Annotated in this window: 26 protein-coding genes, 1 tRNA gene and 1 riboswitch; of the genes, 8 read left to right on the top strand and 19 right to left on the bottom strand. The window is 69.3% G+C overall.

Annotated elements, in window-relative coordinates; all coding sequences use genetic code 11:
- Window positions 1-23: 23 nt before the first annotated feature.
- Window positions 24-1,115, top strand: a complete 1,092-nt coding sequence (locus tag BLR21_RS17685; RefSeq protein ID WP_143027751.1) for an IS630 family transposase — start codon at window positions 24-26, stop codon at window positions 1,113-1,115.
- Here the strand turns inward: BLR21_RS17685 and gcvP are convergent.
- From gcvP to BLR21_RS17640, 9 genes are all read right to left on the bottom strand, one after another.
- The gene (gcvP, locus tag BLR21_RS17680) at window positions 1,112-4,003 is read right to left on the bottom strand and encodes an aminomethyl-transferring glycine dehydrogenase (RefSeq protein ID WP_090006922.1); all 2,892 of its coding nucleotides are present in this window, start codon (window positions 4,001-4,003) and stop codon (window positions 1,112-1,114) included. The two genes, BLR21_RS17685 and gcvP, sit on opposite strands and share 4 nt — an antisense overlap.
- 154 nt (window positions 4,004-4,157) lie before the next feature.
- Window positions 4,158-4,253: riboswitch (glycine riboswitch) on the bottom strand.
- Between the two features lie 56 nt (window positions 4,254-4,309).
- Window positions 4,310-5,281 carry a Clp protease N-terminal domain-containing protein gene (locus tag BLR21_RS17675; RefSeq protein WP_090006921.1) on the bottom strand — a complete coding sequence of 324 codons (972 nt, stop codon included), beginning with the start codon at window positions 5,279-5,281 and terminating at the stop codon, window positions 4,310-4,312.
- Between the two features lie 113 nt (window positions 5,282-5,394).
- Complete coding sequence (locus tag BLR21_RS17670; RefSeq protein WP_030476305.1) at window positions 5,395-5,961, bottom strand: MerR family transcriptional regulator; 567 nt, start codon at window positions 5,959-5,961, stop codon at window positions 5,395-5,397.
- Between the two features lie 304 nt (window positions 5,962-6,265).
- On the bottom strand, window positions 6,266-6,739 hold the full coding sequence (locus BLR21_RS17665; RefSeq protein ID WP_030476304.1) for a bifunctional nuclease family protein: 474 nt from the start codon (window positions 6,737-6,739) through the stop codon (window positions 6,266-6,268).
- A 152-nt stretch (window positions 6,740-6,891) separates the two neighbouring features.
- On the bottom strand, window positions 6,892-7,431 hold the full coding sequence (locus BLR21_RS17660; protein ID WP_090006920.1) for a MerR family transcriptional regulator: 540 nt from the start codon (window positions 7,429-7,431) through the stop codon (window positions 6,892-6,894).
- 48 nt (window positions 7,432-7,479) lie between these two features.
- Window positions 7,480-7,938 carry a glycogen accumulation regulator GarA gene (garA, locus tag BLR21_RS17655; RefSeq protein ID WP_030476302.1) on the bottom strand — a complete coding sequence of 153 codons (459 nt, stop codon included), beginning with the start codon at window positions 7,936-7,938 and terminating at the stop codon, window positions 7,480-7,482.
- Between the two features lie 113 nt (window positions 7,939-8,051).
- Complete coding sequence (gene gcvH, locus BLR21_RS17650) at window positions 8,052-8,435, bottom strand: glycine cleavage system protein GcvH (protein WP_090006919.1); 384 nt, start codon at window positions 8,433-8,435, stop codon at window positions 8,052-8,054.
- A gap of 42 nt (window positions 8,436-8,477) precedes the next feature.
- Window positions 8,478-9,059, bottom strand: coding sequence for a cardiolipin synthase ClsA (clsA, locus tag BLR21_RS17645; RefSeq protein WP_090006918.1), 582 nt, complete (start codon window positions 9,057-9,059; stop codon window positions 8,478-8,480).
- 99 nt (window positions 9,060-9,158) lie between these two features.
- Window positions 9,159-9,374, bottom strand: coding sequence for a hypothetical protein (locus BLR21_RS17640; RefSeq protein ID WP_256334750.1), 216 nt, complete (start codon window positions 9,372-9,374; stop codon window positions 9,159-9,161).
- A gap of 399 nt (window positions 9,375-9,773) precedes the next feature.
- Here BLR21_RS17640 and BLR21_RS17635 point away from each other — a divergent pair, with 399 nt between their 5' ends.
- Window positions 9,774-10,130, top strand: coding sequence for an STAS domain-containing protein (locus tag BLR21_RS17635; protein ID WP_143027750.1), 357 nt, complete (start codon window positions 9,774-9,776; stop codon window positions 10,128-10,130).
- On the opposite strand, the gene BLR21_RS17630 is transcribed toward BLR21_RS17635, so the two are convergent.
- Complete coding sequence (locus BLR21_RS17630) at window positions 10,127-10,789, bottom strand: ATP-binding protein (RefSeq protein WP_143027749.1); 663 nt, start codon at window positions 10,787-10,789, stop codon at window positions 10,127-10,129. The genes BLR21_RS17635 and BLR21_RS17630 overlap by 4 nt on opposite strands.
- A 137-nt stretch (window positions 10,790-10,926) precedes the next feature.
- On the opposite strand from BLR21_RS17630, the gene BLR21_RS17625 reads away from it, so the two are divergent.
- Together BLR21_RS17625 and BLR21_RS17620 are read left to right on the top strand one after the other, a co-directional pair.
- Window positions 10,927-11,325 carry an ATP-binding protein gene (locus BLR21_RS17625; protein ID WP_256334749.1) on the top strand — a complete coding sequence of 133 codons (399 nt, stop codon included), beginning with the start codon at window positions 10,927-10,929 and terminating at the stop codon, window positions 11,323-11,325.
- Window positions 11,322-12,122: a SigB/SigF/SigG family RNA polymerase sigma factor gene (locus BLR21_RS17620; protein ID WP_090006914.1), complete on the top strand. Its 801-nt coding sequence runs from the start codon at window positions 11,322-11,324 to the stop codon at window positions 12,120-12,122. The genes BLR21_RS17625 and BLR21_RS17620 overlap by 4 nt, the downstream gene beginning before the upstream one ends.
- Here the strand turns inward: BLR21_RS17620 and BLR21_RS17615 are convergent.
- The 7 genes from BLR21_RS17615 to BLR21_RS17585 all read right to left on the bottom strand — a co-directional run bounded on the left by BLR21_RS17615 (window position 12,095) and on the right by BLR21_RS17585 (window position 18,080).
- Window positions 12,095-12,412 carry a WhiB family transcriptional regulator gene (locus BLR21_RS17615; RefSeq protein ID WP_090006913.1) on the bottom strand — a complete coding sequence of 106 codons (318 nt, stop codon included), beginning with the start codon at window positions 12,410-12,412 and terminating at the stop codon, window positions 12,095-12,097. The genes BLR21_RS17620 and BLR21_RS17615 overlap by 28 nt on opposite strands.
- A 72-nt stretch (window positions 12,413-12,484) precedes the next feature.
- Window positions 12,485-14,218 (bottom strand): arginine--tRNA ligase, encoded by a 1,734-nt coding sequence (gene argS, locus BLR21_RS17610; protein ID WP_090007124.1) that lies wholly within the window; start codon window positions 14,216-14,218, stop codon window positions 12,485-12,487.
- 61 nt (window positions 14,219-14,279) lie between these two features.
- Entirely contained in the window at window positions 14,280-14,960 is a 681-nt protein-coding gene (locus BLR21_RS17605) for a M50 family metallopeptidase (protein ID WP_218130900.1), read from the bottom strand.
- Between the two features lie 70 nt (window positions 14,961-15,030).
- Window positions 15,031-15,678, bottom strand: a complete 648-nt coding sequence (locus BLR21_RS17600) for a DUF4383 domain-containing protein (RefSeq protein WP_090006911.1) — start codon at window positions 15,676-15,678, stop codon at window positions 15,031-15,033.
- Window positions 15,679-15,747: 69 nt separating this feature from the next.
- Entirely contained in the window at window positions 15,748-16,410 is a 663-nt protein-coding gene (locus tag BLR21_RS17595) for an SAM-dependent methyltransferase (protein ID WP_090006910.1), read from the bottom strand.
- Window positions 16,411-16,529: 119 nt separating this feature from the next.
- Window positions 16,530-16,601 (bottom strand) — tRNA-Glu (locus BLR21_RS17590).
- A gap of 144 nt (window positions 16,602-16,745) precedes the next feature.
- A complete protein-coding gene (locus BLR21_RS17585; RefSeq protein ID WP_090006909.1) occupies window positions 16,746-18,080 on the bottom strand; it encodes a PucR family transcriptional regulator in 1,335 nt (444 codons plus the stop codon).
- An 82-nt stretch (window positions 18,081-18,162) separates the two neighbouring features.
- On the opposite strand from BLR21_RS17585, the gene BLR21_RS17580 reads away from it, so the two are divergent.
- From BLR21_RS17580 to BLR21_RS17565, 4 genes are read left to right on the top strand one after another with little or no spacing between them, the layout of a single operon-like run.
- Window positions 18,163-19,587 carry a sodium:solute symporter family protein gene (locus BLR21_RS17580; RefSeq protein ID WP_090006908.1) on the top strand — a complete coding sequence of 475 codons (1,425 nt, stop codon included), beginning with the start codon at window positions 18,163-18,165 and terminating at the stop codon, window positions 19,585-19,587.
- Window positions 19,584-20,522: an agmatinase gene (gene speB / locus BLR21_RS17575; protein ID WP_030476287.1), complete on the top strand. Its 939-nt coding sequence runs from the start codon at window positions 19,584-19,586 to the stop codon at window positions 20,520-20,522. Before BLR21_RS17580 ends, speB begins: the two co-directional genes overlap by 4 nt.
- Entirely contained in the window at window positions 20,519-22,132 is a 1,614-nt protein-coding gene (locus BLR21_RS17570) for a thiamine pyrophosphate-binding protein (RefSeq protein ID WP_090006907.1), read from the top strand. The genes speB and BLR21_RS17570 overlap by 4 nt, the downstream gene beginning before the upstream one ends.
- Window positions 22,129-23,517, top strand: coding sequence for an aminobutyraldehyde dehydrogenase (locus BLR21_RS17565; protein ID WP_090006906.1), 1,389 nt, complete (start codon window positions 22,129-22,131; stop codon window positions 23,515-23,517). Before BLR21_RS17570 ends, BLR21_RS17565 begins: the two co-directional genes overlap by 4 nt.
- 433 nt (window positions 23,518-23,950) lie before the next feature.
- On the opposite strand, the gene BLR21_RS17560 is transcribed toward BLR21_RS17565, so the two are convergent.
- Together BLR21_RS17560 and BLR21_RS17555 are read right to left on the bottom strand one after the other, a co-directional pair.
- Entirely contained in the window at window positions 23,951-24,538 is a 588-nt protein-coding gene (locus BLR21_RS17560) for a hypothetical protein (RefSeq protein ID WP_090006905.1), read from the bottom strand.
- 82 nt (window positions 24,539-24,620) lie between these two features.
- Window positions 24,621-26,579 carry a trypsin-like serine protease gene (locus BLR21_RS17555; protein ID WP_090006904.1) on the bottom strand — a complete coding sequence of 653 codons (1,959 nt, stop codon included), beginning with the start codon at window positions 26,577-26,579 and terminating at the stop codon, window positions 24,621-24,623.
- Window positions 26,580-26,589: the final 10 nt, after the last annotated feature.

Here is a 26,589-nt window from a genome sequence, read left to right as displayed (position 1 = left end):
CTGGCTAAGTCTATGGTGGGTTGATGGCGCGGATTGGACGTCCTCCTGCTGAGGTGACGTTGACCGAGCAGGAACGGGAAACGCTGCGGCGGTGGGCGCGGCGGGCGAAGTCGTCGCAGGTGCTGGCGCAGCGGTGCAGGATCGTGCTTGCCTGCGCGGATGGTGTGCCTGGCAAGCGGATCGCCGAGGACCTGCGGGTGCACCCGGCGACAGTGACCAAGTGGCGCAGGCGGTTTCTGCGGGATCGGCTGGACGGCCTGGTCGATGAGGAACGACCGGGCCGGCCGCCGTCGATCACGGTCGATCAGGTCGAGGAAGTGATCGTGGCGACGCTGGAGGAGACCCCGCGCAACGCCACGCACTGGTCTCGGACGTCGATGGCCGAACGCACCGGGTTGAGTAAGTCGACCATCGGGCGGATCTGGCGTGACTTCGGGCTCAAGCCTCATCGTGCCGAGACGTTCAAGCTCTCCACTGATCCGCTGTTCGTGGAGAAGGTCGTGGATGTCGTTGGCCTGTACCACAATCCGCCCGAGCGGGCGGTGGTGCTGTGTGTCGACGAGAAGAGCCAGATCCAGGCGCTGGACCGGTCCCAGCCGGTGTTGCCGATGATGCCGGGCATGCCCGAGCGGCGCACCCATGACTATGTTCGCAACGGCATCACCAGCCTGTTCGCCGCCTTCGACGTCGCCGACGGCACGGTGATCGGCGAGTTGCACCGCCAGCACCGCGCCGCCGAGTTCAAGAAGTTCCTGATCACGATCGACAAGACCGTGCCCGCCGAGCTGGACGTGCACCTGGTCTGCGACAACTACGGCACCCACAAGACCCCGGCGATCAAAGCCTGGCTGGCCAGGCATCCCCGGTTCCACATGCACTTCACCCCGACCGGCTCCTCCTGGATCAACCAGGTCGAACGCTGGTTCGGGCTTCTGGCCGAACAGAAGATCAAACGCGGCGCCCACAAGAGCGTGCAGGCGCTGGAGAAGGATGTCCGAGCCTGGATCGCCGACTGGAACACCCACCCCCGGCCGTTCCTCTGGACCAAGACCGCCGAAGAGATCCTCGAGTCACTCGCACGCTTTTGCAGGCGAATTTCCGGCGCACGACACTAGCTGCTGTAGGCCGAGAGCGGCGGGCAGGAGCAGACCAGGTTTCGGTCGCCCTTCGCGCCGTCGATGCGGCGGACCGGCGGCCAGATCTTCGGAGCACCGGTACCGGCCGGGTACACGGCCTCCTCGCGGGTGTACGGGTGGTTCCACTCGCCGACGGTCACGCAGGCCGCGGTGTGCGGGGCGTTGCGCAGCGGGTTGTCCTCGACGGGCCAGTCGCCGGCGCCGACGCGGTCGATCTCGCGCTTGATGGCGATCATGGCGTCGATGAACCTGTCGATCTCGGCCAGGTCCTCGGACTCGGTCGGCTCGACCATCAGGGTGCCGGCGACCGGGAACGACATGGTCGGGGCGTGCAGGCCGTAGTCGGCGAGGCGCTTGGCCACGTCGTCCACCGTCACGCCGGTGGCCTTCGTCAACGGCCGCAGGTCGAGGATGCACTCGTGGGCGACGAAGCCGCCCTCACCCGTGTAGAGGACCGGGTAGTGCTCGTCGAGGCGGCGGGCCACGTAGTTCGCGGCGGCCACGGCGGTCAGGGTCGCGCGGCGCAGGCCGTCGCCGCCCATCATGCGCACGTACGCCCAGGAGATCGGCAGGATCGACGCGGAACCCCACGGGGCGCCCGAGATCGGGCCGACACCGGTGGCCGGGCCCGCCGTCGGCTGCAACGGGTGATTCGGCAGGAACGGGGCGAGGTGGGACTTCACCCCGATCGGGCCGACGCCGGGGCCGCCGCCGCCGTGCGGGATGCAGAACGTCTTGTGCAGATTCAGGTGCGAGACGTCCGAGCCGAACTTGCCGTACCGCGCCAACCCGATGAGAGCGTTGAGGTTCGCGCCGTCGACGTACACCTGGCCGCCCGCGTCGTGGACCAGGCCGCAGACCTCACGGACGGTGTCCTCGTACACGCCGTGGGTCGACGGGTAGGTGATCATGATCGCGGCGAGGTCGTCGGCGTGCTCGGCGACCGTGGAGCGCAGGTGGCCCATGTCGATGTTGCCCTTGTCGTCGCACTTCACGACGACGACGCGCATGCCGGCCATGACGGCGGACGCGGCGTTGGTGCCGTGGGCGGAGGACGGGATCAGGCAGACGTCGCGGGCGGCGTTACCGTTCGCGCGGTGGTAGGCGCGGATCGCCAGCAGGCCGGCGAACTCACCCTGCGAACCGGCGTTGGGCTGCAGCGACACCGCGTCGTAGCCGGTGACCTCGGCGAGCCAGGCCTCCAGGTCGGAGACGATGCGCAGCAGACCGGCAGCGTCCTCGACGGGCGCGAACGGGTGCAGCGTCGAGAACTCCGGCCACGTGATGGACTCCATCTCCGCGGTGGCGTTCAGCTTCATCGTGCAGGAGCCGAGCGGGATCATGCTGCGGTCCAGGGCGACGTCCTTGTCGGACAACGCGCGCAGGTAGCGCAGCAGCGCGGTCTCGGAGCGGTGCGCGTGGAAGACCGGGTGGGTCAGGTAGTCCGAGGTGCGGCGCAGGTCGGCCGGGATGCCGTCGGCGGTGTCGGCGTCGATGGCGTCCACATCGGACCCCTTGACACCGAAGGCTTCCCACACCGCGAGGATGTGCGCGCGCGTCGTCTTCTCGTCGCAAGCGATTGCCACGACGTCGTCGTCGACCTTGCGGAGGTTGATGCCGGCCTCACGCGCCTTCTCGACGACGGCGGCGGCCTGGCCCTCGACGCGCACCTGGACGGTGTCGAAGAACTCGCCGTGCACGACGTCGAGCCCGGCCTCGCACAGGCCCGTGGCGAGCACGGTGGCCAGGCGGTGCACACGGGTCGCGATGGCGCGCAAACCCTCGGGACCGTGGTAGACGGCGTACATGGACGCGATCACGGCCAGCAGCACCTGCGCGGTGCAGATGTTCGACGTGGCCTTCTCGCGGCGGATGTGCTGCTCGCGCGTCTGCAGGGCCAGGCGGTAGGCCAGCGAGCCGTCGGCGTCGACGGAGACACCGACGAGACGGCCGGGCAGCTGACGCTCCAGACCGGACCGGACGGCCATGTAACCCGCGTGCGGGCCACCGAAGCCGATCGGCACGCCGAAGCGCTGCGTGGTGCCGATGACGACGTCCGCGCCGATCTCACCGGGCGCGCGCAGCAGCGTCAGCGACAGCAGGTCGGCGACGACGACGGCCTGGGCGCCGGCGGCGTGGATCTCCTCGATCAACGCGGCCTGGTCGCGCACCACACCGGACGCGCCGGGGTACGACAGCAGCACGCCGTAGAAGTCGCCGCCGAGGCCGAGTCCCTCGATGCCCTGCGACAGGTCCGCGACGACGATCTCGATGCCCAGCGGCTCGGCGCGCGTCTCGATGACGGCCAGCGTCTGCGGCAGCGTGTCGGCGTCGATGACGAACTTGTTCGACTTGGACTTGCCGGCGCGGCGCACCAGCGTCATCGCCTCGGCGGCGGCGGTCGACTCGTCCAGCATGGACGCGTTCGCGGTCGGCAGGCCCGTCAGGTCGCCGACCATGGTCTGGAAGTTCAGCAGCGCTTCGAGGCGGCCCTGCGAGATCTCCGGCTGGTACGGCGTGTAGGCGGTGTACCAGGCGGGCGACTCGAGCACGTTGCGCAGGATCACGCCCGGCGTCACGGTGTCGTAGTAGCCGAGGCCGATCATCTGCGTCATCAGGCGGTTCTGCGAGGCGAGCTCACGCAGTTCCGCGAGCGCTTCGGTCTCGGTGGCCGGGGCGGGCAGGTCCAGCACGAGGTCGCGCTCGTGGATGGACGAAGGCACCGCGTGCTGTGCCAGCTCCTCGAGCGACCCGACGCCGATCACGTCGAGGATGCGCGCGAGTTCGGCGGGGCGCGGACCGACGTGGCGGTCGGCGAACGGGGTGCCGTGCTCGAGAGCGGCGAGCGGAATGCGGTCCTGCGTCATCAAACGCCTCCGGGGGTGGCTGAGGGCACACGTGTCCTGTGCCCTCCCCGCTCTGTCCGTACCCCGAAGGGCGCCTGAGAGGTTCACCCACCACGAGGATGGGCTTTCACCGTCGGCGGGATTCCCCTGCGGGGACTCCACTTTCCAGAGGCGTCTCGCTCTGGCGGTCCTGGATGCCTGAGAGGTTCCCGGGGAGGGACTTGCTCCTTCGGCGCCGGGCTCGAAGCCCGGGCTCTCCCGCCTGAGTTCAGCGACTACCCGAAAAGAATACCCGCAGGCAGCCCAGGTAGTCGCTAGGGACGCGACCTACATCTCAGTGCCGAGACCGGCGAGCGCCCCGGCGACCGGGTCCGCGGGGTCGTCGCGCAACGCGGCGAGCAGGTGCGTGGTGCCCACGACGGCGTCCCCGCGCCGGGCGGCGACGAGCTTCGCCCGTTCCATCGCACGCTCCACCTTGCCGCCGCTGACGGGCAACGCGGCCAGGTCGATCCCTGCCTCCCGCAACGCCTCCGCCCCGCCCGACTCGAACTCCGGCTTCAGCTTCCTGCCAGCCACCTTCAACTGGCGGTCGACCGTCACCACCGCCTCCACCAGATCGCGAGACGACACTTCTCGCCTCGCGGCCACGGCCAGCCGTCCGGCCTCGTTGCGCACGACGGTCAGCACCGGCCCGCCCAGACCCTGGCCGCGCGCGACCCAGCGGACGAGCCAGCGCACATACCCGCCGCCCGAGTCCCCCTCCAACGCACCCGCTTTGCGCAGCAACCGCACGGCGGGCGCTTCCTCGACCTCCGCGTGCGGCCGCGCGGCATCGGCTCGCACGGCGGCGGCCGTCGCCTCGACGTCGACTCCGCGCAGTACGAACAGGTCGGCGGCACGTCCCGAACCCTGCTCCAGCAACGCGAGCGAGAGGTGGGTCGTGGTCAGCACGCCGTCGCCGGCCTGGGCGACCGCCGCGAGCAGACACTCCTCCAGCGCACGGCTGACGGGCAGCACAGTCCCGATGAGACTCTGGTCGCAGGCGGCGTTCATCAACGCCGTGACGTCCGGGTGAGCCTCGGCAACGACGCCACCGTCCTCGTCGGCCCAGAGCTCCGGCCCCCGCGCCATCGCCTGGGCCCGCAGTGACTTCACGCCGAGCTTGCGGCCGGGTCCGATGGTGTCGATCAGCGAGATCAGCAGGTTCTCGGTGCCGAGGAAGCCGAACTCCAGCCGGAACGCGCGCTTCGTCGCCGCGGCCAGCACCTTCACGACCTGGTAGGAAGGGGTGATCGTCATGCCGGAAACGCTACGGAAGAACAAGATCCGGGCGCTGCTGCCGACCGGCCACTCACCAGCGCCAGTCGGCCACGATCACAGTGCCGATCAGCTGGGCCGATCAGCTGGGCCGGTCAGCCGGTCGCCCGCTCGCGACGCCGGCGGGTCAGCTCGTCCTCGGTCATCGGGGCGATCTCGACGCCGTCCGCGCGTTCGGCCGGGAACTCGTGGATCGTGCCGGAGATCTCGCGCATCGCACCGCTGACCGCGATGCCGAACACGCCCTGGCCGCCCTGCAGCAGGTCGACGACCTCTTCCGGCGAGGTGCACTCGTAGACGGTGGTGCCGTCGGAGAAGAGCGTGATCCTCGCCAGGTCCTGCACGCCGCGACGGCGCAGGTGGTCCACCGCGACCCTGATGTTCTGCAACGAGACACCGGTGTCCAGCAGCCGCTTCACGACCTTGAGCACCAGGATGTCCTTGAAGGAGTACAACCGCTGGCTGCCGGAGCCGTGCGCCATCCTTATCGTCGGCGCGACCAGCCCGGTCCTTGCCCAGTAGTCGAGCTGCCGGTACGTGATGCCCGCGATCTGACACGCCGCGGGTCCTCGGTAACCGACGAGCTCGTCCGGCAGCGAGGAGTCCGGGAACAGTTCACCCTGCAGCCCGGATTCGGCCCTCAAGGGCGCTTCCTCGACCACGCCTGCCTCCCCTCGGAACGGCCACGAAACTCATGACCGTCAAGCCGCCACGTCCACTTCCGCGAAGCAGCGACGTCCACTCGAGTTCGACGGTAGGACCGGTCCGATGGCAGGTCAACGCGACGCGCGGAGAGAGGCGACCCTCAACCTGAGGTAGAGAGTTATACCGTCACCCGAACAAGCACGTTCAGGTGACGTTTAGTGATCGTTTAGCGGTCATAACGACCGTATGTAGTCCAATCGAGGGACAGCCAAACGAACTGCCCTCGGGTCCTCACCGAACAGAGTGCGACACGCTGAAAACTCAGGTGTCCGCGCCTCGGAAGTCCTCCGGGGAGATGGAGTCGAGGAACTCGCGGAACTTCTCCACCTCGTCCTCCTGCTCGTCCGGGATGATGAGGCCCGCCTCGGCCAGGACGGACTCCTCGGCGTGGATCGGCACGCCGACCCGCAACGCCAGCGCCACCGAGTCCGAGGGCCGCGCGGAGACCCGCACGTCGCCGTCGAACACGAGTTCCGCGAAGAACGTGCCTTCCTGCAGGTCGGTGATCCGGACCTGTTCGAGGTTGCGCCCCAGTGCCCCGATGACGTCCTTGAGGAGGTCGTGGGTGAGCGGACGAGCGGGGCGGACGCCCTGCTGCTCGAGTGCGATCGCGGTGGCCTCGACGCTGCCGATCCAAATGGGCAGGTACCGCTCGCCCTCGGTTTCGCGCAGAAGAAGGATCGGCTGGTTCTGGGGCAGCTCCACCCGCACGCCGACGACACGCATTTCGCTCATCGGGCCTCGCCTCCCTCTAATCCGTTCGGGGACGACCCGGTTTCACACCCGAGCATCCCCCGGCGTACCTCTCCGACGCTACCCGCCAAGCGGGCCCAGTGCTCAATCGTTGCGGGCAGATCGTGATCAAGAAGGCACCGTCCATCGGCTGATCAGGACTGGCGCAAGCCCGCTCGCACCAACAACGTGTGCAACGTGGTGAAGAGGTCCGCCAATTCCCGGACCGTCTCGGTATCCGAGAACGACCTGAGCAGAACCACCTCGTGATCCGCTGCCGCGCGGACCGCGCGCAGGTGCTCGCGCTCGACGCCGAGTCCGGTCATCGTCCGGATCGTGCGGAGCGCGGTGATGTCGTCGGTGGTGAACCGGCCACCGGGGCCGGGGCGCAGCAGACCGTCACGTTCCAGCTGGGACAGCTGGTCCGCGCTGAAACCGGTCTGGGCCAGCAGTTCGAGCCGCGAGATCGAGCCCGAGTCCACCGGGGTGGCGTCGAGCTGCTCGCGGATCACCTTGAGCGGCAGGTATCTGTCGCGTTGTGCGGACAGCACGAACCGCAACCTCTCGACGTCCGCCACGCTGAACTGGCGGTAGCCGGAGGCGGTGCGTGCCGGGCGGACCAGCCCCTCCGCTTCCAGGAAGCGGATCTTGGAGATGGTGACGTCGGGGAACTCGGGTCGAAGCTGCGCGAGCACAGCCCCGATGCTCGATACCCCGCGTTGTGGCCGCCCGGCCGTCACGCGTCAGGCTCCCGCGGAGCCGGGACCCGTCAGGAAGACGAGACGGAACTTGCCGATCTGGACCTCGTCGCCGTTCGCGAGAACGGCCTGGTCGACCGGCTCACGGTTGACGTAGGTGCCGTTGAGGCTGCCGACGTCGATGACGACGAACTCGCCGCTCTCCCGGCGGAACTCGGCGTGGCGGCGCGAGACCGTCACGTCGTCCAGGAAGATGTCGCTGTCGGGATGGCGCCCGGCGCTCGTCGTGTCGCGGTCCAGCAAGAACCGGGAACCGGCGTTCGGGCCGCGCTTCACCACGAGCAGCGCGGAACCGGCGGGAAGGGCGTCAACACCGGCAACGGCCGGCTCCTGTGCGGGCGCCTCGGCGCCGCCTTCCATCTCCTGGAGGAAGTCCGCCCGGAAGACGGAGGTCCGCTCCGGGGACTGCTCCGGCGGAACGCCTGGGCCGTCGTTCGTGCTCACCTGAGCTCTCCTCCTGCTGCTGGATCCGTCACTTCCGGTAAAACCTATCGCGTTGGGGTCACCGCCATCAGCGCGGCTCCCCTTCCGGCCGAAGATCCGGCGAAAGATCGACGTCACTCTTTCTCCACCAACGCCTTGTACGCCTCCGCGTCCAGCAGGCCTTCCAGCGCCTCGGGGTCGTTCAGCCTGATCTCGACCATCCAGCCCTCGCCGTACGGATCGGTGTTGACCGCGTCCGGCGACTGGACCAACGCGTCGTTGATGGCGGTCACCTCGCCGTCGAGCGGCGAGTAGAGGTCGGACACGCTCTTGGTGGACTCCACCTCGCCGAACGTGTCCCCCGCCGCCACGGTGTGACCGACCTCGGGCAGCTGGACGAAGACGACGTCACCGAGCTGTTCCTGGGCGTAGTCGGTGATGCCGACGCGCACCGTGTTCTCGCCTGTGCTGGCGATCCACTCGTGCTCCTCGGTGTAGCGAAGCTCCTCGGGAATCAACTGACTGCGCTCCTCGTGCCGAACCTGTATGGGGTGATCTTTTCACGCGACCGTGCGAGGTGTGACCCGCAGGGCCAGGAAGAACTGGTAGACGTACAGCAGCGCCGACCACAGGTAGAGGGCTCCGCCCCAGACGGTGAAGGCGTAGGCGACCGGCTGGGCGACCTGCGCCCACCCCGAGTCGCCCTGCGCGAGGAGCAGCAGCGGGAAGGCGTACAGCAGGTTGAAGGTCGCGGCCTTGCCCAGGTACGTCACCTCGAACGTGCCCCAGCCCCGTTGCCGCAGGATCAGCAGGCAGATGCCGACGACGACCTCGCGGCCCACGAGCACGAGGGCGACCCAGAGCGGCACGATGTCCCTGATCACGAACGCCAGCAGCGTGCAGAACACGTAGAGGCGGTCGGCGGCGGGATCGAGCAGGGCGCCGAGGTTGCTCATCTGGTTGAGCCAGCGCGCGAGCTTGCCGTCCAGCCAGTCGGAGAAGCCCGCGAAAACGAGGATGAGCAGCGCCCAGCCGTCTTCGCGGGGTCCGAGCAACAGGTAAAGGAACAGCGGAACACCGGCCAGCCGCAGCACGCTGAGCAGGTTCGGAATCGTCAGCAGGCGATCAGCCGGATCACGCACACCCGCACTCTAAACGAGTGACCGCGCAAGGGCTGCCGGATGGCGTCACGGCTCGCTGTGCGACTGGTCGCGGGGATGCGGATCTTGCGGGGGTGCGGCTCAGGCTGTGTGGGTGAGCGTCCAGCCGCGGCGTTGCATCTCGGCGCCGGTGATGGCGTGCGGGCGGCCCCGGTCGTCGCGACCCACCCAGCGAGCGCGGAAACCCTCGAGCACATAGGCGTGACCCCGGCTCCACACCACGCTGCACGGCGTGGTCGGCAGCGCGGAGTCGGACTCTGCGTCCTGCTGCGGCTGGGTTTCCATGGCGGTTCTCATTTCTGTCCCTCCGTGACATCAGGGATGTCGCGTGCCGGGGCTCCGGCGTTATCCCTGAGAACGAATTCTGTCCGACTGTGGTTCAGAACACGTGTCCTGTTTGGGTCCTTAGCGTTAACTGGGCCGAACGGCGCGCCGAGCTGTTCGGGCCCGAAGCGCGACGGATGAGCGGGTCCTTGCCTGCGCAACCGTTCGTCGTACGCCGATGACCGCACAACGCCGATCCACGATCGGCCGGGACGCACCGCGCGTTTGAACCGCCCCTTGTCCGGGTATGGACCCCACGACCTGTCCGGTGGGGCGGCCGCTCCCGTACGGTGGTGTCCGCAGCGGTTGAGCCACCAGCCGCAATCGGGGCCGCTGCGTGGCGGCTTCCTGTATTCGAGAGGAAGTGCTTCGGTGACTGTGCAGGATCCGCGTGCGGAGCAGATCGAGCTGAAGGTGCGGCAGCCGGCGCCCGGAGTCACCGTGCTCGCCGTGTCCGGCGAGGTCGACATGGTGTCCGCGCCCGCGTTGCGCGAAGCCCTGATCAACGGTCTCGGCGACGGTGGCGTCTTCGTCGTGGACATGGGCAGTGTGACGTTCCTCGGTTCCGCCGGACTCGCCGTCCTCGTCGAGGCCGCGAAGCTGGCACAGCAGGAGAACGCCTCGCTCAAGGTCGTGGCGAAGGCACGGGCCGTGACGCGTCCGTTGGAGGCGACCGGGCTAGGCGAGGTCTTCAGCCTGCACGACTCCGTCGACTCCGCGCTGGCCTAACGCCTCCGGACGACGAGTCGGTTGCCCGCCGCGGTGAGCGCCTCGGCGACGTCGTGGAGGGCCTGCGCGATCCCGCCCTCCTCCACGCCGAGTCCGCTGAGTTCGACGGTCAGCGGCACGGTGCCCCCGCGTGCCGCCGTGGTGAGCGTGCGGCGCAGCGCCGGGCCGGCCTCGACGGGCACGTTCCCGCGCACGACCGCTACTACGCCGGAGGAGGTCTCGTGGATCTGGACGTCGCATTCGGGCGCCGTTCTGGCCATGGGCAGCATGGGCGAACGGGCTCGCCGCAGGCGCACGGTCGTGCCGCTCGCCCTGCGGTGGATCTCGACGTCGTCCACGCTCTCCCGCATGAGCAGGAGACCTCGTCCGCGCATGGTCAGTGCCGGAGGCGGCACGCGCCACTGGCCGTGGTCGGTGACGTCCACATGGACGGAGCCGTCCGGTTCGCAGTGGGCACGCACCTCCACGGTGCCGAGTGCGGCCCCCGGATAGGCGTGTTCCACCGAGTTGTTGACCGCCTCGCTGACCGCGAGGACCAGATCGCTCGCTTCGTCCTCGCCGAAACCGGCACCGTGCAGCCATTCGCGAAGCTGGTGCCGCACCGGCGCCACCTCGCGCGCGTCCGCCGGGAAGCGGAGGGCCAGAGAATCTTCGTGCACAAGCACAGCGCTCCTCCGGTCGATTGCCTTCAGCAGGTGACTTCCCTGAGCGCCCAGTCAGTACACGTGTGAAATGAGATCGATTCGGGTACGGCAACGACATGCCGTCCCTCAGCAGAACGGACTACGAGGTGGCTGTGACTCAACTGTCAGGCGTCGAGCTCCGGATGGCGGCGGATCCCACTCAGCTGTCCATCGTGCGTGCGGTCGCCGCGGACATCGCGATGCGGCAGGACTTCGACCTCGACTCGATCGAGGACCTGAAGCTCGCCGTGGACGAGACCTGTTCCACGCTGATCACGCTGGCGGCCCAGGACGCCGTGCTCAGCTGCCACTTCGCGGTGGACGACAAGGGTTCCGTCCACGTCGCGGCGAAGATCTCCGCGAAGTCCGCCGCCGGGCCCGACGAGGCCAGCTTCGGCTGGCGGGTCCTGACCGCGCTCGTCGACTCCGTGCAGACGCGAGTGGAGGAGACCGAAGGGTTCCTGGTCCACATCAACCTCGTGAAGTCCACGGCAGGGGCGGTGGATGCGTGACCGGATCGGAAGAGGCGATCAGGACCGAGGAGAAGAAGAAGACCCGGTCGGGTGATTACGACCACCTGGCGCCGTTGTTCGCCGAGCTGTCGGGAACCCCCGAAGGCCCGGCACGCGAGACGTTGCGGGACAGGCTCGTCACCGAGCATCTCCCGGTCGCCCAGCACATCGCCCGCAGATTCGGCCACCGCGGCGAGCCGCACGAGGACCTGGTGCAGGTCGCGACGGTCGGCCTGATCAACGCGGTCGACCGGTTCGATCCCGAACGCGGCAGCGACTTCCTGTCGTTCGCGGTGCCGACGATCATGGGTGAGGTCCGGAAGTACTTCCGTGACTCCAGCTGGTCGGTGCGGATGCCGAGGCGGCTCAAGGAGCTGCACCTGGCGATCAACGCGGGTACCTCGCGGCTGGCCCAGTCACTCGGTCGCGCCCCGACGCCGTCGGAACTGGCCGAGCACCTCGGCCTGTCGCGCGAGGAGATCCACGAAGGACTCGCGGCCGGAAACGCTTACCAGAGCGCGTCCCTGGACGACATGCTGATGTCGGAGGACTCGTCGATCTCGCTGGGCTCGACCATCGGCGAGGAGGACCCCGAGATCGCGATGATCGAGCAACGCGAGGCACTGCACCCGTTGCTGGAGAAGTTGCCGGAACGCGAACGCAAGATCGTGGTCATGCGCTTCTTCGGCAACATGACCCAGACCCAGATCGCACAGAAGGTCGGCATCTCCCAGATGCACGTCTCGCGCCTGCTCGCGAAGACGTTGCGTCAGCTGCGGGACGTGCTGGAGGAGTAGGCACGAACACGGCGCCGGGCCGCGTTGACGATCTGGCGCCGTTCGTCCTCCCCCATGCCACCCCACACGCCGTACGGCTCCTGGGCCTCGAGCGCGTGGGCACGGCATCGTTCGAGCACCGGGCAGTGCCCGCAGATCGCCTTCGCCTTGTCCTCACGGGCCGCTCGCGCGTAGCCGCGTTCGTTGTCGGGGTGGAAGAAGACCGCACTGTTCTCACCGCGGCACAGGCCGTCCATCTGCCAGTCCCAGACCTCGGTGACCGGCTTGGGCAGACGGGTGGTGCAGGTCATCGCGACTCCCTGGGGACTAGGGGAAAGAGTTGCGATCACTGCGTACCCGTGGCCTGACCAGGGATAAACCTGCTACAGCCGTTCGGGTGCGCCAATCCCCAGCAGGGACAGGCCCAGCGTGAGCACCCGTGACGTCAGCGTGAGCAGGTGCAGACGCGAGTCCTGCAACTCCTGGGTCTCCGCCGTCGCCACCGGGCAGTCGTTGTAGAAGGCGGAGAACGCCGTCGCCGTCTCGAACAGGTAGGTCGTGAGCTTGTGCGGCGCCAGCTCGTCGATGGCCGCCTGGATGGCCGTGGGCAGCTGCAGCAGCTTCAACGCCAGTTCCCGCTCGGCCTGCTCCCGCAGCACCAGCGGCGCGTCGTGGGGCGCCTCACGCCCGACCTTGCGGCCGATCGACAGGATGCGCGCGTTCGCGTACTGGATGTACACCGACGTGTCGCCGGTCTTGGCGAGCATCTTCTCCCAGGTGAAGACGTAGTCCTTCTCCCGGTCGTTGGAGAGGTCCGCGTACTTCACCGCGCCGAGTCCGAGGGTGCGGGCGAGCGCGTCCTTCTCCGCACCCTCCACTTCGGAGGATTCCGGCATCACCTGGTAGGAGTTCTCTACGGCCTCGGTGAGGAGGTCGATCAGCTTGATCGTGCCGCCGGCCCGCGTCCGGATCGTCTTGCCGTCGGACCCGAGGATCGTGCCGAACCCGGTGTGCACGGCGGTGTGCGCGTCGTCGAGCCACCCTGCCTGCTTCGAGGTGGCGAAGATCATCTGGAAGTGCTGGGCCTGCGGCGTGCCGACGACGTAGATCAGGTCGTCGACCTTGCGCTCCCGCACCCAGTACCGCACGGTCGCGAAGTCGGTGGTGGCGTAGCCGTAGCCGCCGTCGCTCTTGCGCACGATCAGCGGCAGCCGGTCGCCCTCGCGGTTGCTGAACCCCGGCGGGAACACGCACAGCGCGCCGTCGCTGGTCTCGATGAGACCCTTCTGCTGCAACTCGGTGATGGTGTCCGCGAGGTACGGGTTGTAGAAGCTCTCGCCGTAGTTGTCGCCGGCCGTCAGGCCGATGCCGAGCAGTTCGTAGACCTGGTTGAAGTGCCGCTGCGACTCGCCCACCAGCTCGTGCCACAGCGCCAGCGTCGCCTCGTCGCCGCCCTGCAGCAGCACCACCCGGCGCCGTGCGCGGTCGGCGAAACCCGGCTCGTTGTCGAACTTCTGGCGCGCCTGCTGGTAGAACGCGTTGAGGTCGCTGATCTCGTGGTCGGCGCCGTGGCCCTCGTCCGTCAGGTGCTCGATGAGCATGCCGAACGGGGTGCCCCAGTCGCCGAGGTGGTTGTGCGGGATGACCTCGTGCCCGGCGAAGGTCAGCAGCCGGCAGAACGCGTCGCCGATGATCGTCGACCGCAGGTGCCCGACGTGCATCTCCTTGGCCACGTTGGGGCTGCTGTAGTCGATCGCGATCCGCCGGGGCTCCTCGGTCTCGGGCACCCCGAGCCGGTCGTCGGAAAGCAGCTTCGCGGCCTCGGCCTCCAGCCACTCGCGGCGCAGCCTCAGGTTGATGAAGCCGGGGCCGGCGATCTCCGGCGTCTCGATCGCGTCCCCGGCGTCCAGGTGCTCCACGATGAGGGCGGCGACCTCGCGCGGGTTCCTGCCGAGCTTCTTCGCGAGGCTCATCGCGACGTTGCACTGGTAGTCGGCACCGTCTCGGTTGGACGGTCGGATCAGCGCTTCCGCGGCGGTGATGTCCACGTCCAGGGCGACGCGCAACGCCCGCGCGACCCGCTGGCCCAGTTCGAGCCCGACATCCCCACGCAGCACTGAACCCACCTCTCGACCGCTGGCTTGTTCACCCGAGTATTTCACCCGCGGCAAAGCGAGTTCACCACCGCCCGAGCAACAACGCCCCGCCACCGACGAGCGCGGCGACGCTGATCGCCCCGAAGAACGTCACCCAGCCCAGCGCCGGCACCCCGGTCAGCCACGCGAGCTGGTCGGCGTCCGACCGGGGGGCCTGCCGCCGCCACCGCTTGACCTGCAGCTCCCACACGGGCCGGACCCCGCCCAGCAACAGGAACCAGGCGAACACGTACGCGGCCGCGTCCCGGACCTCGACGGAGGCGTAGAAGGAGACGAAGAAGAACACCCCGCCCGTGACGATGATGGACAGCACGCCGAACACGTTGCGGATCATGATGAGCATCGCGGCGAGGAACCCGATGCTGATCCACAGCATCAGCTGGATCTGCTCGGTGGTGATCAGCACGGCCGCGCCGAACCCGAGCAGGGACGGCGCGACGTACCCGGCCAGCGCGGTCAGCACCATGCCCGGCCCGCGGGGCTTGCCGCGCGACACGGTGAGCCCGGACGTGTCGGAGTGCAGCTTGATCCCGCTCAGCCGCCGTCCGGTCAGCACGGCCAGCAGGGCGTGCCCGCCCTCGTGGGCAATGGTGATGACGTTGCGGGTGACCCGCCAGATCCCGTGCAACGCGACGGCCAGGAACGCGGCGGCCGCCGTCCCCCACGTGATCAGCACTTCGTCGGTCAACAACTCGGAAGGCATCGCGACATCGAAACAGACGCGCCGTGAGAGCCGCATGTGGGCTCTCCCGGCGCGTCTGTGCAGGACCAGGTCAGTGCTTGATCCTGTTCTTGTTCATCCGCTCCGTCTTGGGATCGACCACCGCCTGCTCGTGGGTGATCGGTTCCTCGCGCCGCTGCGCGGCCGGGATCGGCTCGGTGACCGCCGAGGTGCTGACCGCCGGGTCCATCTGCTCGATGCGCGGCGACCCGTCCCGCTCGTCGCGGAACGCCTCCGAGCGGGGCTCCGGCAGCGCCGGCTCCTCCTCCTCGACCAGCTTGCGGCGCGCGGGCATGACCGCGAGCAGCAGACCGAACAGCGCGATGCCGAGGTGCAGCCAGTTGTCGTTGACGTTGACCGCCAACGGGTTGCCGAACCGCTCGGCCGGGTTCTGGGCGAGGATCCCCGTGATCATCAGGTCCCACACGAAGAGCACTCCGAAGCCGGCGAACAGCAGCCAGCCGTACAGCCGCGCGAGGCCAGAACCGAGAGCCGTGAGCAGACCGAGCACGCCGACGGCCACCATCACCAGGTTGTGCAACGGGTTCACCGAGAACCCGAGCACGAACGAGTTGGCCGCCCAGTCACCCATTCCGGTGCGGGTGAAGCCCACGATGCCGAACACGATGAACGCGATGCCGGCCAGTCCGGCCAGCACCTGCACCGGCTGCAGACCGGCGATCTTGATGCGGTGGGTCATGACGCCCTCCAGGCTCCGTCTTGTCGCTCGGCGGACTACCCCGGGCTCACCGTGACCAAACGCCTCCGGCTAGCTGTGACCCTTGCGGCCGATGCCCGCGTACGCGCCCGGCACCACGGCCGGCGCCTCGATCGACAGGCCCTCCATGAGCTGCTCGACCGGTGTCGGGTGCGACACCACGAGGAACCCGCCGGCCGGCAGCGCGTGCCGGTAGCGGCGCACGACGCGGCCCGGTCCGGTGGCGTCGTCGACGTACCTCAGGACGTCGACCATCAGCACCGCGTACGGCTCGCGCGGGTCGAGGTGGGACAGCACGCCGGGATGCCGCAGCACCTGGTCCGGACGGCGCAGGTCCGCCTCGATCGCGCACGCCCGCGGTTCGCCGCGCAGCAGTCCGCGGGAGAACGCGACCGTCACCGGGTCCGAGTCCACGTAGACGACCCTGGCGTCGGGCAGTGTCTGGTGCGTGGCGCCGCAGGTCGGGATGCCCGAGCCGAGGTCGAGGAACTGGCGCACGCCCGCCGCCCAGCAGTGGCGGACGGCGTGGCGCAGGAAGGTTCGCTGAGCCCGCGTCACGAGCGGCAGTTCCGGGTCGATCCGGACCGCCTGCTTGGCGAACGCGCGGTCGGCGGCGTAGTTGTGCGCGCCGCCGAGGTAGAAGTCATGGATACGCGCGGCGTTCGGCCGACGTACGTCGACCTCGTAGCGTGCGAAGGCGGGGACCGCAGCCATTCGCAGAGCGTAACTGGCGCCTAGACCATTCGGGCGAAGTTTTCGAAGATTCTTTGGGTCCGTCTGACATGGACTCTCCGGCGGGAGGGCCCGGTCCACCCCACACAGACCGGGCCACGTAGCGCGTACGGGGATCGAACCCGTGTTTCCGGAGTGAGAATCCGACGTCCTGACCACTGGACGAACACGCCTGGAACGAGCATTGATGCACAAATGCTCGCCGAAATAGAAGAAAGTGAACTAGCAGGTCACAGCTTGGAGGGCGCCCCGGCCCATTCATCTGCTCGGATCATGTGAACAATGATGACCGAGAGCGCACGCTCGCCGCAAAGGAATTAATCGAGCCACGTCAGAGCGAGCCACAGTGCGGCCCGCGCATCGGCCGTTCCAAGATCACGACCGAGCAGCCGTTCGACGTGTGAGATCCGGTGCCGGACGCTGTTGCGGTGCACGCCGAGCACCGTCGCGGCCCGGTCCCAGCCGCCGTGCTGGGCGAGCCAGACCCTCAGCGTGCCGATCAGTTCGGGGCGCCCGAGGAGCGGTGCCAGCTGCCGGCGGGCGAACTCCCTGGCCGCGACCGGGTCCACCAGGGACGCCAGGTCGGACGCCGGGAAGGCGGGCTCGCCGGTGGCCAGGGCCCTGGCGAGCAACGCCGAGGCCTCGTCCACGGCGCGCTCCACACCGGTCTCCGCGACCGGTGACGAGACCCCGACCGGTCCCGACACCTCCAGCCCGGAGGCCACCAGCGCCAGGAAACCGCCGTCCAGCACGGAAACCAGCGGCCCGTACCGCTGTGCCAGCACGTCGTAGTCGGCGCGCGACTCCCCCGCCACCACGCGGTAGGGGCCGGGCCCGAGGACCTTCTCCACCCCGGACACCTGCGACCGCAGCACGGCCGAGGCGGCGAGCCGGGCGATCCGGCCGCGTTCGCTCTCCAGGTCACGGCGCAGCAGCCCGAGCAACGCGAGCGCCACCGCGACGACGGCCCGTTCGGCGGGCGACAGCGGTGTCACCCGGCGCACGACCAGCACGGCGGACTCGACGGGATCGAACGTCACGTGGTCCTCACCCACCTGGGCCGAGGCCGAACGGGGTCCCCGGCCCGACGACACCCGCGCGGCGAGCGAGGCGACGTCCTCGGGCGCCGAAGCCGGATCCACCAGGTCGGCCCGGCAGTTCAGCACCACGGCGAGGGTCGTCAGCACCGACTCGACGGGACGGACGCGGGTCGCGGCACGGGTCAGCGCGCGCTGGCTGTCGGCGAGCATCCGTTGCTCCCGCACGGCGATCTCCGCGAGCAACGCGCCGAGTGCCTGCGAGACCGCCAGGAACGGCGTCGACGGCGGCACCTCCAGCAGCGGCATGCCCTGCGCCTCGCAGGCCTCCACCAGCGACGACGGCACCGTCGGGAACTCCGGCTCGATGCCGAAGCCGATCGCCGAGACGCCGGAGGACACCAGCCCGGCGACGTACGCGGGCACGTCGGACGGGAACCGCACGCCGGCCGTGAGCAGCAGCTCCTCGCCGACCAGGTACGGCGTCGGGTCCTCCAGCTCGGACACGTGCGCCCAGCGGACCGGCCGGTCGAGCGCGCCGGCTCCACACAGGACGGTCAGCCCGAGGTCGACTCGGGCCACGAGATCCTGCAGTGGGACGGTTTGCACAACCATGGTGCGGCAATTGTGCACAACGACCACTTACCGGCGCCAGCCCGCGTTCCTACTGTGACCTGCAACCCAAGGAGGTCCGACAGTGGCTCTCGACTACGCGGTGATCGCCGCCTACGTGCTCGGCATGATCGGCATGGGCTGGTGGGGCATGCGCCGCGCCACCAGCAAGAGCGAGTACCTGGTCGCCGGACGCAGGCTCGGCTTCACGATGTACTCCGGCACCATGTCGGCCGTCGTGCTCGGCGGCGCGTCGACCATCGGTGGTGTCGGGCTCGGCTACAAGTACGGCATCTCCGGCGCCTGGATGGTCTTCGCGATCGGTCTCGGCATCCTGTTGCTCAGCGCGCTCTTCGCGCGCCGGATCGTCCGGTTGAAGGTCTACACCGTCTCGCAGATGCTCGACCTCCGCTACGGCGGCAACTCCAGCATGGTCTCCGGCCTGGTGATGGCGGCGTACACGCTGATGCTCACCGTCACGTCCACGATCGCGTACTCCACCATCTTCAACGTCCTCTTCGGACTGCCGAAGTCCGTCGGCGTGATCATCGGTGGCGGCATCGTGGTGCTGTACAGCGTTCTCGGCGGCATGTGGTCGATCACGCTCACCGACATCGTGCAGTTCGTCGTGAAAACGGTCGGCATCCTGTTCCTGCTGCTGCCGATCAGCCTCGCCACCGCGGGCGGCTTCGACGGCATCCAGGAGCGGCTGAACGACCCGGCGATGTTCGAGGTCGGCAACATCGGCGTCAGCACGATCATCACGTACCTGCTGATCTACGTGTTCGGTCTGCTCATCGGCCAGGACATCTGGCAGCGTGTGTTCACCGCCAAGTCGCCTCAGGTCGCGACGTGGGGCGGCATCACGTCCGGCCTCTACTGCCTCGTCTACGCGGTCGCGGGTGCGTTGATCGGCCTCGCGGGCAAGGCGCTGTACCCCGACATCGCGAACAAGGACGAGGCGTTCGCGACGATCGTGGAGAACCTGCTGCCCACCGGTGTGCGCGGCCTCGTGCTCGCCGCCGCGCTGGCCGCGATGATGTCCACCTCGTCCGGTGCCCTCATCGCCTGCGCCACGGTGGCGTCCAACGACATCTGGCGCAGGAAGACCGACTCCGACGTCCACAACAACCGGATGTTCACGCTCGTGATCGGTGTCGTCGCGATCGCCATCGCGGTGGCGCTGAACGATGTCGTGGCCGCGCTGACCGTCGCCTACAACATCCTCGTCGGCGGGCTGCTGGTCGCGATCATCGGCGGTCTGGTGTGGAAGCGCGGTACCCGGCTCGGCGCGATGGCGTCGATGGCGGTGGGCTCGCTGACGGCGATCGGGTTCATGGTGTTCGTGGACGTGTACGCCAACGAAGCCATCTACTACAGCCTCGGCGCGTCCTTCGTGACGTACGTCGTGGTCAGTCTCGCCACCCCTGCCACGGATCCGGCGGTGCTCGCGACGTGGGACCGCCGGGTGGCCGGTGACGCGACCGAAGAGGAACTGGTGAACGCATGATCGGCCCCGTCGACTCCTCGCGGGTCCCGCGTTACGCGGGCCCGGCGACCTTCGCCCGGCTGCCGCGCCTCGACCAGGTGGCGCACGCGGACGTCGCGGTGGTGGGAGTCCCGTTCGACACCGGCGTCTCGTACCGGCCGGGCGCGCGGTTCGCGCCCGCGGCCGTGCGGGAGGCGTCCCGGCTGCTGCGCCCCTACAACCCAGGGTTGGACGTGTCGCCGTTCGAACGCCTGCAGGTCGTGGACGGCGGGGACATCGCGGTCAACCCGTTCCACATCGGCGAGGCCATCGAGACGATCGAACAGGCGTCTTCCGATCTGCAGCGCGACGGCACCCGGCTGGTCACCATCGGCGGTGACCACACGATCGCGCTTCCGTTGCTGCGGGCGGTGTCGCGGATCCACGGGCCGGTGGCGCTGCTGCACTTCGACGCGCACCTCGACACGTGGGACACCTACTTCGGCGAGCCGTACACGCACGGGACGCCGTTCCGGCGGGCGGTCGAGGACGGGATCCTCGACACCGAGGCGATCTCGCACGTCGGCACGCGCGGACCGTTGTACGGCAAGAAGGACCTGGAGGACGACCGGCGGCTCGGGTTCGGCATCGTGACGTCGTCGGACGTGATGCGGCGGGGCGTGGACGAGACCGTGGACGCGCTGCGGCAGCGGATCGGTTCGCGCCCGCTGTACGTGTCGATCGACATCGACGTGCTGGACCCGGCGCACGCCCCCGGCACCGGGACGCCCGAGGCGGGCGGGATGACGTCGCGGGAACTGCTGGAGATCGTGCGCGGGTTGCGCGGCCTGAACCTGGTGGGCGCCGACGTCGTGGAGGTGGCGCCCGCCTACGACCACGCGGACATCACGTCTGTGGCAGCCTCGCACGTAGCTTATGACCTGGTGGGCCTGTTGGCGTTGAAGGAGGGGCAGTGACGCGCAACGGCGGTGACGTCGTGGTCGAAACGCTGGAGGCGCTCGGCGCGCACACGGTGTTCGGCATCCCCGGTCAGCACGCCCTGGGCCTGTTCGACGCCCTGCGCCGGTCCGAGCTGCGGTACGTGGGTTCGCGGACCGAGGTCAACGCCGCGTTCGCGGCCGACGGCCACGCGCGGATCACCGGTTCGGTGACGCCGCTGCTGGTGTCGACCGGGCCCGGCGCGCTGCAAACCCTTGCCGGACTGCAGGAATCGGCCGCCGGGTCGGCGCCGGTGCTGGGCATCTCGTCCCAGATCCCCTCGGCCGGCCTCGGTGGCGTGCGGGGCGGGTACCTGCACGAGCTGACCGATCAGCTGGCCTCGTTCCGCGACGTGGTCAAGCACGCGCGGGTCGTCCGGCACGCGTCGCAGATCCCGTCGGCGCTGGCCGAGGCGTGGGAGATCGCGCTGACCGCGCCGTTCGGGCCGGTGTGGGTGGAGATCCCGCAGGACGTGCTGCTGGGGCCCGCCTCCGTGCCGCCCGTGACGTCGGTGGCGTGGTCGCCGCGCGAACTGCACCCGCGGGCCGAACTGGTCGAGGAGGCCGTGCGGCTGCTGAACGGCGCCGACCGGCCGGTGATCCTCGCCGGTGGCGGCGCGCTCGGCGCGTCGGCCGAACTGCTGGAGCTGGCGGAGAAGCTGCGGGCGCCGGTCGTGTCGACGTTCGGCGGCAAGGGCAACTTCCCTTGGGAGCACCCGCTTTCCGCGCAGTCGTGGCTGGAGGACCGGCACACCACGGAGTTCCTCGCCGACGCGGACGTGCTGCTCGTCGTCGGATCGGGACTGGGTGAGCTGTCGAGCAACTACCGGACGTTCCGGCCGCGCGGCGCGGTGGTCCAGATCGAGGCCGACCTCGGCAAGCTGGAGTCGAACTACCCCGCGCTCGGCATCCACGCCGACGCCCGGCATGCCTTGCGCGCGTTGGCTTCCGGCGTCACGGCCCGCGCCGTGGACGGTGCCGCGGAGGAACGGGTGCGGGGGCTGCTGGCAAGCGTGCGGGACCGGTTCTCGGAGCAGGAGCTCGACCTGGAGTGGCAGGTGCTCGCCGCGCTGCGGGCGGCGGTTCCGGACGGCACGCCGACCTGCTGGGATATGACGATTCTGGCGTACTGGGCCTGGTCGGCCTGGGATCCGCGGGGTGGCGCGCAGTTCTCCGCCCAGGGCTCCGGCGGGCTCGGCTACGGCTTCCCGGCCGCGCTCGGGGTCGCGGCGGCCGTCGACGGGCCGGTGCTCGCGGTGTCCGGCGACGGCGGCGCGATGTACGGGATCTCGGAGCTCGCGACGGCCGCGCAGCACGGGTCGCGGGTCGTGTGGCTGATCGTCGACGACGGCGGCTACGGCATCCTGCGCGAGTACATGACCGACGCGTTCGGCCAGGCCACCGCCACCGAACTGGCCCGCCCGGACTTCGTGGCACTCGCCGGGGCGTTCGGGGTGCCCGCTACCCGTAGCACACCCGAGTCGCTGAGCGAGGACCTCGCCAAGGCGTTCGCCGGGGACGGCCCGCACGTGGTCGTGCTGCCCGCGGTGTTGCGCATGTTCGCCCCCACGCACCTGGAGCACACGTGATCGTCGCGAACTTCGTCAACGGCACCTCCGTCACCGCTGAAGAGACCTCACCGCTCATCGATCCCGCCACCGGCGAGGAGTTCGGCCGCGCGGTCGTCTCCCGGGCCGCCGAGGTCGACGCCGCGGTGCGTGCCGCCGAGGCGGCCTTCCCCGCGTGGTCGCGCACCACGCCCGGCGAACGCCAGCTGGCGTTGCTGAAGCTCGCCGACCTCCTCGAAGCGAACGCCGAGGCTGTCGCCAGTGCGGAGGTCCGCGAGACCGGCAAGATCCGCTCGGTGCTGCTGGACGAGGAGATTCCGCAGTGCGTGGACCAGATCCGGTTCTTCGCCGGTGCGGCAAGGGCTCTGGGCACCGCCGCCGCGGGTGAGTACGTGCCCGGCCACACCTCGTACCAGCGGCGTGAGGCGGTCGGCGTGATCGCGCAGATCACGCCGTGGAACTACCCGCTGATGATGGCCGTGTGGAAGATCGCCCCGGCCCTGGCGGCGGGCAACACGGTGGTGTTGAAGCCGGCCGACACCACGCCCTCCTCCACCGTGCTGCTGGCCACGCTCGCCGCGTCCGTTCTCCCGGCGGGCGTGTTCAACGTCGTGCTGGGCGACCGCGACACCGGCCGGCTGCTGGTCGAGCACCCCGTGCCCGCCATGGTGTCGCTGACCGGTTCCACCCGCGCCGGCGTCGAGGTGGCCCGCAGCGCCGCGGCGACGGTGAAGCGCACGCACCTCGAACTCGGTGGCAACGCGCCGGTCCTGGTGTTCGACGACGTGGACGTCGCCGCCGCAGCGGAAGGCGTTGTGGGCGCGGCGTTCTACAACGCGGGCCAGGACTGCACCGCCGCGTCACGCGTGCTGGTGCACTCGGCCGTGCACGACGAGTTCGTTGCCGCACTGGTGAAAGCCGCTTCGTCGCAGGTTCCCGGCACCGACTTCGGGCCGTTGAACAGCCAGGCCCAGCTGGACCGCGTGCTCGGCCTGCTGTCCCGCACGTCCGGTACCGTCCACTGTGGAGGAAAGAGGCACGGCTCTGAGGGCTTCTTCCTGGAACCTACGGTCGTTTCCGGCCCCGGTCAGGGCGACGAACTGGTCCAGGAGGAGGCGTTCGCGCCGCTGATCACCGTGCAGGCGTTCGGTTCCGACGACGAGGCGATCGCTCTGGCCAACGGGGTTCCGCAGGGACTCGCGTCCTCGATCTGGACCCGCGACACGGGCCGGGTCGCGGCGCTGACCGCACGGCTCGACTTCGGCATCGTCTGGGTCAACACGCACGGCCTCGTCGCGGCCGAGATGCCGCACGGCGGGTTCGGCGCCTCGGGTTACGGCAAGGACCTGTCGATGCACGGCCTGGAGGACTACACGCGCGTCAAGCACGTGATGATCGCGCACTGAGCATTGCCCGGAACGGCACCGGATGGTGCAGCAGGCTGGCCGAGACGAACGCGGACACGACCCGCCGGCGCAGCCTGCACCGTCGCGGTCCGTCCACTCCAGACCGAGCTTGGCCCGCAACGCCGTGAGGTCGCTGGGAATCCTGGCGTGGGCGCGCACCAGCCGTTCCGCCTCCTGCCCGGCCTGCTCTCCACCGAAACAACAGCAGCTGCGGCGAGGTGCTAGCCCTCGTCAGCCGCGCGAACGGGTCGGCGCGGTAGCCGTCGCGCACCGCGGCGGCGATGACCGGGTGCGCGACCTGCATCAGCACCACCCGCCCCAGCACAACCAGCTCGAACCGGGTTCACCAGCCCAGCCGCCACGTCACTGACTCAGGTCCCAGCGTCACGACCATGATCATTCCGTGTGCCGCACACCACCAGCTGAAGTTCAATCACCCCAACGAGCTGCGGTGTTCCAGCGGGCCCGCATACGGATCACCCAGGATGCGGAGGCTCTCCGCGGTCACCACGGCCTCGAACCCCACCGAGCGCACCTCGTACCCACCCTGCACCGGACTGATCTCGAGGTTCGTCACCTCCTCGGGGAGGTCGGCGGCCCGCACGCCGCCGAAGACGACGTCTCGTACCGGCTCCTCCGACGAGCGGTAGCGCACCGTCCCACCGTTCTCCACGCGGCTGAGCCGCCACGGCAAAAACACCGGGAACACGTCGGTCGCGTCGGCCCAGCCCTCCGCCATCGCGACCAGTTCCAGGACGAGGGTGCGCACATACTCGGTCTCCCCCGCGAGGTCGTCGCGCAACGGCCCCAGAATCACCCGCACGATCTCCGCGCCGTACTCGGGGTACCAGATGAGGTTGAACGCGTTGTCGTCGGCGTGCTCGCGGAGCACCTCGGCGACGGCGGGATTCGTGGTGTGCTCGGCGATCCGCTCCAGCACCCAGGAGTAGACGCCGTGTGAGGCGTTCCAGATCTTGCCGTACCAGGTTCCGGCGCGGTACACGAAGAAGTCACTGGACATCGGTATCACTCCAAGCGGAGTGCCCCGGGACGATCCGATGTGGACCGTCCCAGGCCCCCTCGCCGTGATTCGGGTTGTCGTGTCAGAGGACCCTAGCCGACTGCGCGGGCCAGTTGCCCTGCCCGCCGTCCCACTGCTGGACGGGCGCGTCAAAGCCCGTCGCGGTGCCCTTCCACATGTATGAACGCGTCAGGCCGTTGTCGAAGTTGTAGAACGCGACGACGTCGGCGCGGCCGTCACCGTTGTAGTCGCCGGACGTGACACGCGCGGTCTGGGCCGGCCAGTTGCCCGGCAGACCGTCCCACTTCTCCGACCAGCCGTCGAACGACGTCGCGGTGACGTAGAAGACCAGCAGCTTGGTCTGGCCGCCGGGGTAGTTGTAGAACGCGCCGATGTCGGAGCGGCCGTCGCCGTTCCAGTCGCCGGAGACGTACCGGGCCTGCGAGCCGCCCCAGCCGGTAACCTCCTTGCGGTGCACCGGGGCGGTGAAGCCGTCGGCGGTCGCCTCGAACGTCCACAGCGCCATCCGGCCGTCGCCGTGGTCGTAGGCCGCGGTGACGTCGACCCGGCCGTCGCCGTTGTAGTCACCGGCCAGGTAGGTGCCCTTGGCCTGCCTCCACTGGTTCTGGCCGCTGTCCCACTTCGCCACGGGCGCCTCGAAGCCGGTCGCCGTGCCGGACCAGACGAAGAGCTTCGTCTGGTCGTTGCCGAGGTCGTAGAACGCGGCGATGTCGGCCTTGCCGTCGGCGTTGAAGTCGCCGGCGAGGACCTTCGACGTCTGGGCCGGCCAGTTGCCGGCACCACCGGTCCACTTCTCCTGCCAGTCGGCGTAGCCGGTGGCACCGGCGTAGAAGACGAGGATCTTCGTGTCACCGCCGTCGTAGTTGTAGAAGGCCGCCGTGTCGGCCTTGCCGTCGCCGTTGAAGTCACCGCTCAGGAACCGGGCGCGGTTGAGGTCGAAGCCACCGGCCGGACCGGTCAGCTTGAACTCGGGAGCGCCGAGACCGTCCTGGCCGCCGGTCCAGACCGGAAGGCCGAGTGTGAAGCCTCCCACGTCGTACGCGGCAGTGAGGTCGTCGACGCCGTCACCGGTGAAGTCGTTGCGGGTGGGCACCTTCGTAGTCGCGGTGGCGACGCCCGAGGCAGGACCGTCCTGCCCGTCGCGCACCGGCACGACGCGGTAATACCACCTCTGCTTGGCAGCCAGCGCGCTGTGGGTGAAACGAGGAGTGATCGCCGTCGCGACCAAAGTGGATGCACCGATCGGCACGTCCGCGGTCTGCGCGGCGTACACCTTGAACGACTGGTTGCCCCTGGCCACCCAGGTGAGGTTGATCGCGTGGCGTGGCGCGGCGACGGCGCTCACGTCGAGGAACTCGGAGGCGAACCACGACCCAAGGTTGTCGACCCTGGCCGCCGTGCTGCCCTGCCTGGTCTCGGACACACCGAGGCACCCGTGCTGCCATGAGGCGGCGTTCAGACCGACCAACTGCGGCACCCCGCCGACCTCGCGGAACACCGGTCCGCCCGCGTCGCCCTTGCAGGTGTCGACGCCGTCGTTGCCGGTCAGCGCGACGGTCTGGCCGTTGCTCGACCCGACGGTGAACAGAGACGTGCGCGGACGGTCCGGCACCCACTCGGTGACCGTGCGACCGAAGCCACCCGCGCGTAGCACCTCGCCCTGCGCGGGAGCGGCGCCGATGGCGATCGGCGCGACGTCCCCGACGGCTTCCTTAAGGCGCACGAGAACCACGTCGCGGTCGTCCTTCTCGACGACACGGGCGATGCCGATCGTCCTGCCGGCCAGCGAAACCGTGGCGCCGTCCGGTGTGCATCCCTTCGCGGTCAACACCCACACCGGGTCGACGAGCACCCCGGAGCACGCCGCCATCGCGGACTTCGAAATCTTCGCGAGGAACTTGTAAGAGCCGTCGGGCACAACCGTGCCCCCGGACAACGCCATCGACGGCGACGCGACGAGCCCGGCCGTCACTGCCGCGGTGACGACGGCGCCGGCCGCCGCTCTGGGCCACGATCTCATGTTTCTTCTT

This window comes from Lentzea albidocapillata subsp. violacea, assembly GCF_900100275.1.
GTDB classification, from domain to species: Bacteria; Actinomycetota; Actinomycetes; order Mycobacteriales; family Pseudonocardiaceae; genus Lentzea; species Lentzea violacea.
The sequence above is the reverse complement of the archived record's forward strand: the minus strand, read 5'-3'. Positions and strand labels throughout refer to the sequence as shown.

What these genes read in the sequence shown, in the direction of transcription:
- BLR21_RS17675 (WP_090006921.1), bottom strand. Translation starts at nt 5,281, where the DNA reads ATGACGATCACCCCTTCCTACCAGGTCGTGAAGGTGCTGGCCGCGGCG.
- BLR21_RS17595 (WP_090006910.1), bottom strand. Translation starts at nt 16,410, where the DNA reads ATGGCTGCGGTCCCCGCCTTCGCACGCTACGAGGTCGACGTACGTCGG.
- BLR21_RS17685 (WP_143027751.1), top strand. Translation starts at nt 24, where the DNA reads ATGGCGCGGATTGGACGTCCTCCTGCTGAGGTGACGTTGACCGAGCAG.
- gcvP (WP_090006922.1), bottom strand. Translation starts at nt 4,003, where the DNA reads ATGACGCAGGACCGCATTCCGCTCGCCGCTCTCGAGCACGGCACCCCG.
- BLR21_RS17555 (WP_090006904.1), bottom strand. Translation starts at nt 26,579, where the DNA reads ATGAGATCGTGGCCCAGAGCGGCGGCCGGCGCCGTCGTCACCGCGGCA.
- BLR21_RS17615 (WP_090006913.1), bottom strand. Translation starts at nt 12,412, where the DNA reads ATGACCTGCACCACCCGTCTGCCCAAGCCGGTCACCGAGGTCTGGGAC.
- speB (WP_030476287.1), top strand. Translation starts at nt 19,584, where the DNA reads ATGATCGGCCCCGTCGACTCCTCGCGGGTCCCGCGTTACGCGGGCCCG.
- BLR21_RS17640 (WP_256334750.1), bottom strand. Translation starts at nt 9,374, where the DNA reads ATGAGAACCGCCATGGAAACCCAGCCGCAGCAGGACGCAGAGTCCGAC.
- BLR21_RS17585 (WP_090006909.1), bottom strand. Translation starts at nt 18,080, where the DNA reads ATGGTTGTGCAAACCGTCCCACTGCAGGATCTCGTGGCCCGAGTCGAC.
- BLR21_RS17600 (WP_090006911.1), bottom strand. Translation starts at nt 15,678, where the DNA reads ATGACCCACCGCATCAAGATCGCCGGTCTGCAGCCGGTGCAGGTGCTG.
- BLR21_RS17665 (WP_030476304.1), bottom strand. Translation starts at nt 6,739, where the DNA reads ATGAGCGAAATGCGTGTCGTCGGCGTGCGGGTGGAGCTGCCCCAGAAC.
- BLR21_RS17560 (WP_090006905.1), bottom strand. Translation starts at nt 24,538, where the DNA reads ATGTCCAGTGACTTCTTCGTGTACCGCGCCGGAACCTGGTACGGCAAG.
- BLR21_RS17605 (WP_218130900.1), bottom strand. Translation starts at nt 14,960, where the DNA reads ATGCCTTCCGAGTTGTTGACCGACGAAGTGCTGATCACGTGGGGGACG.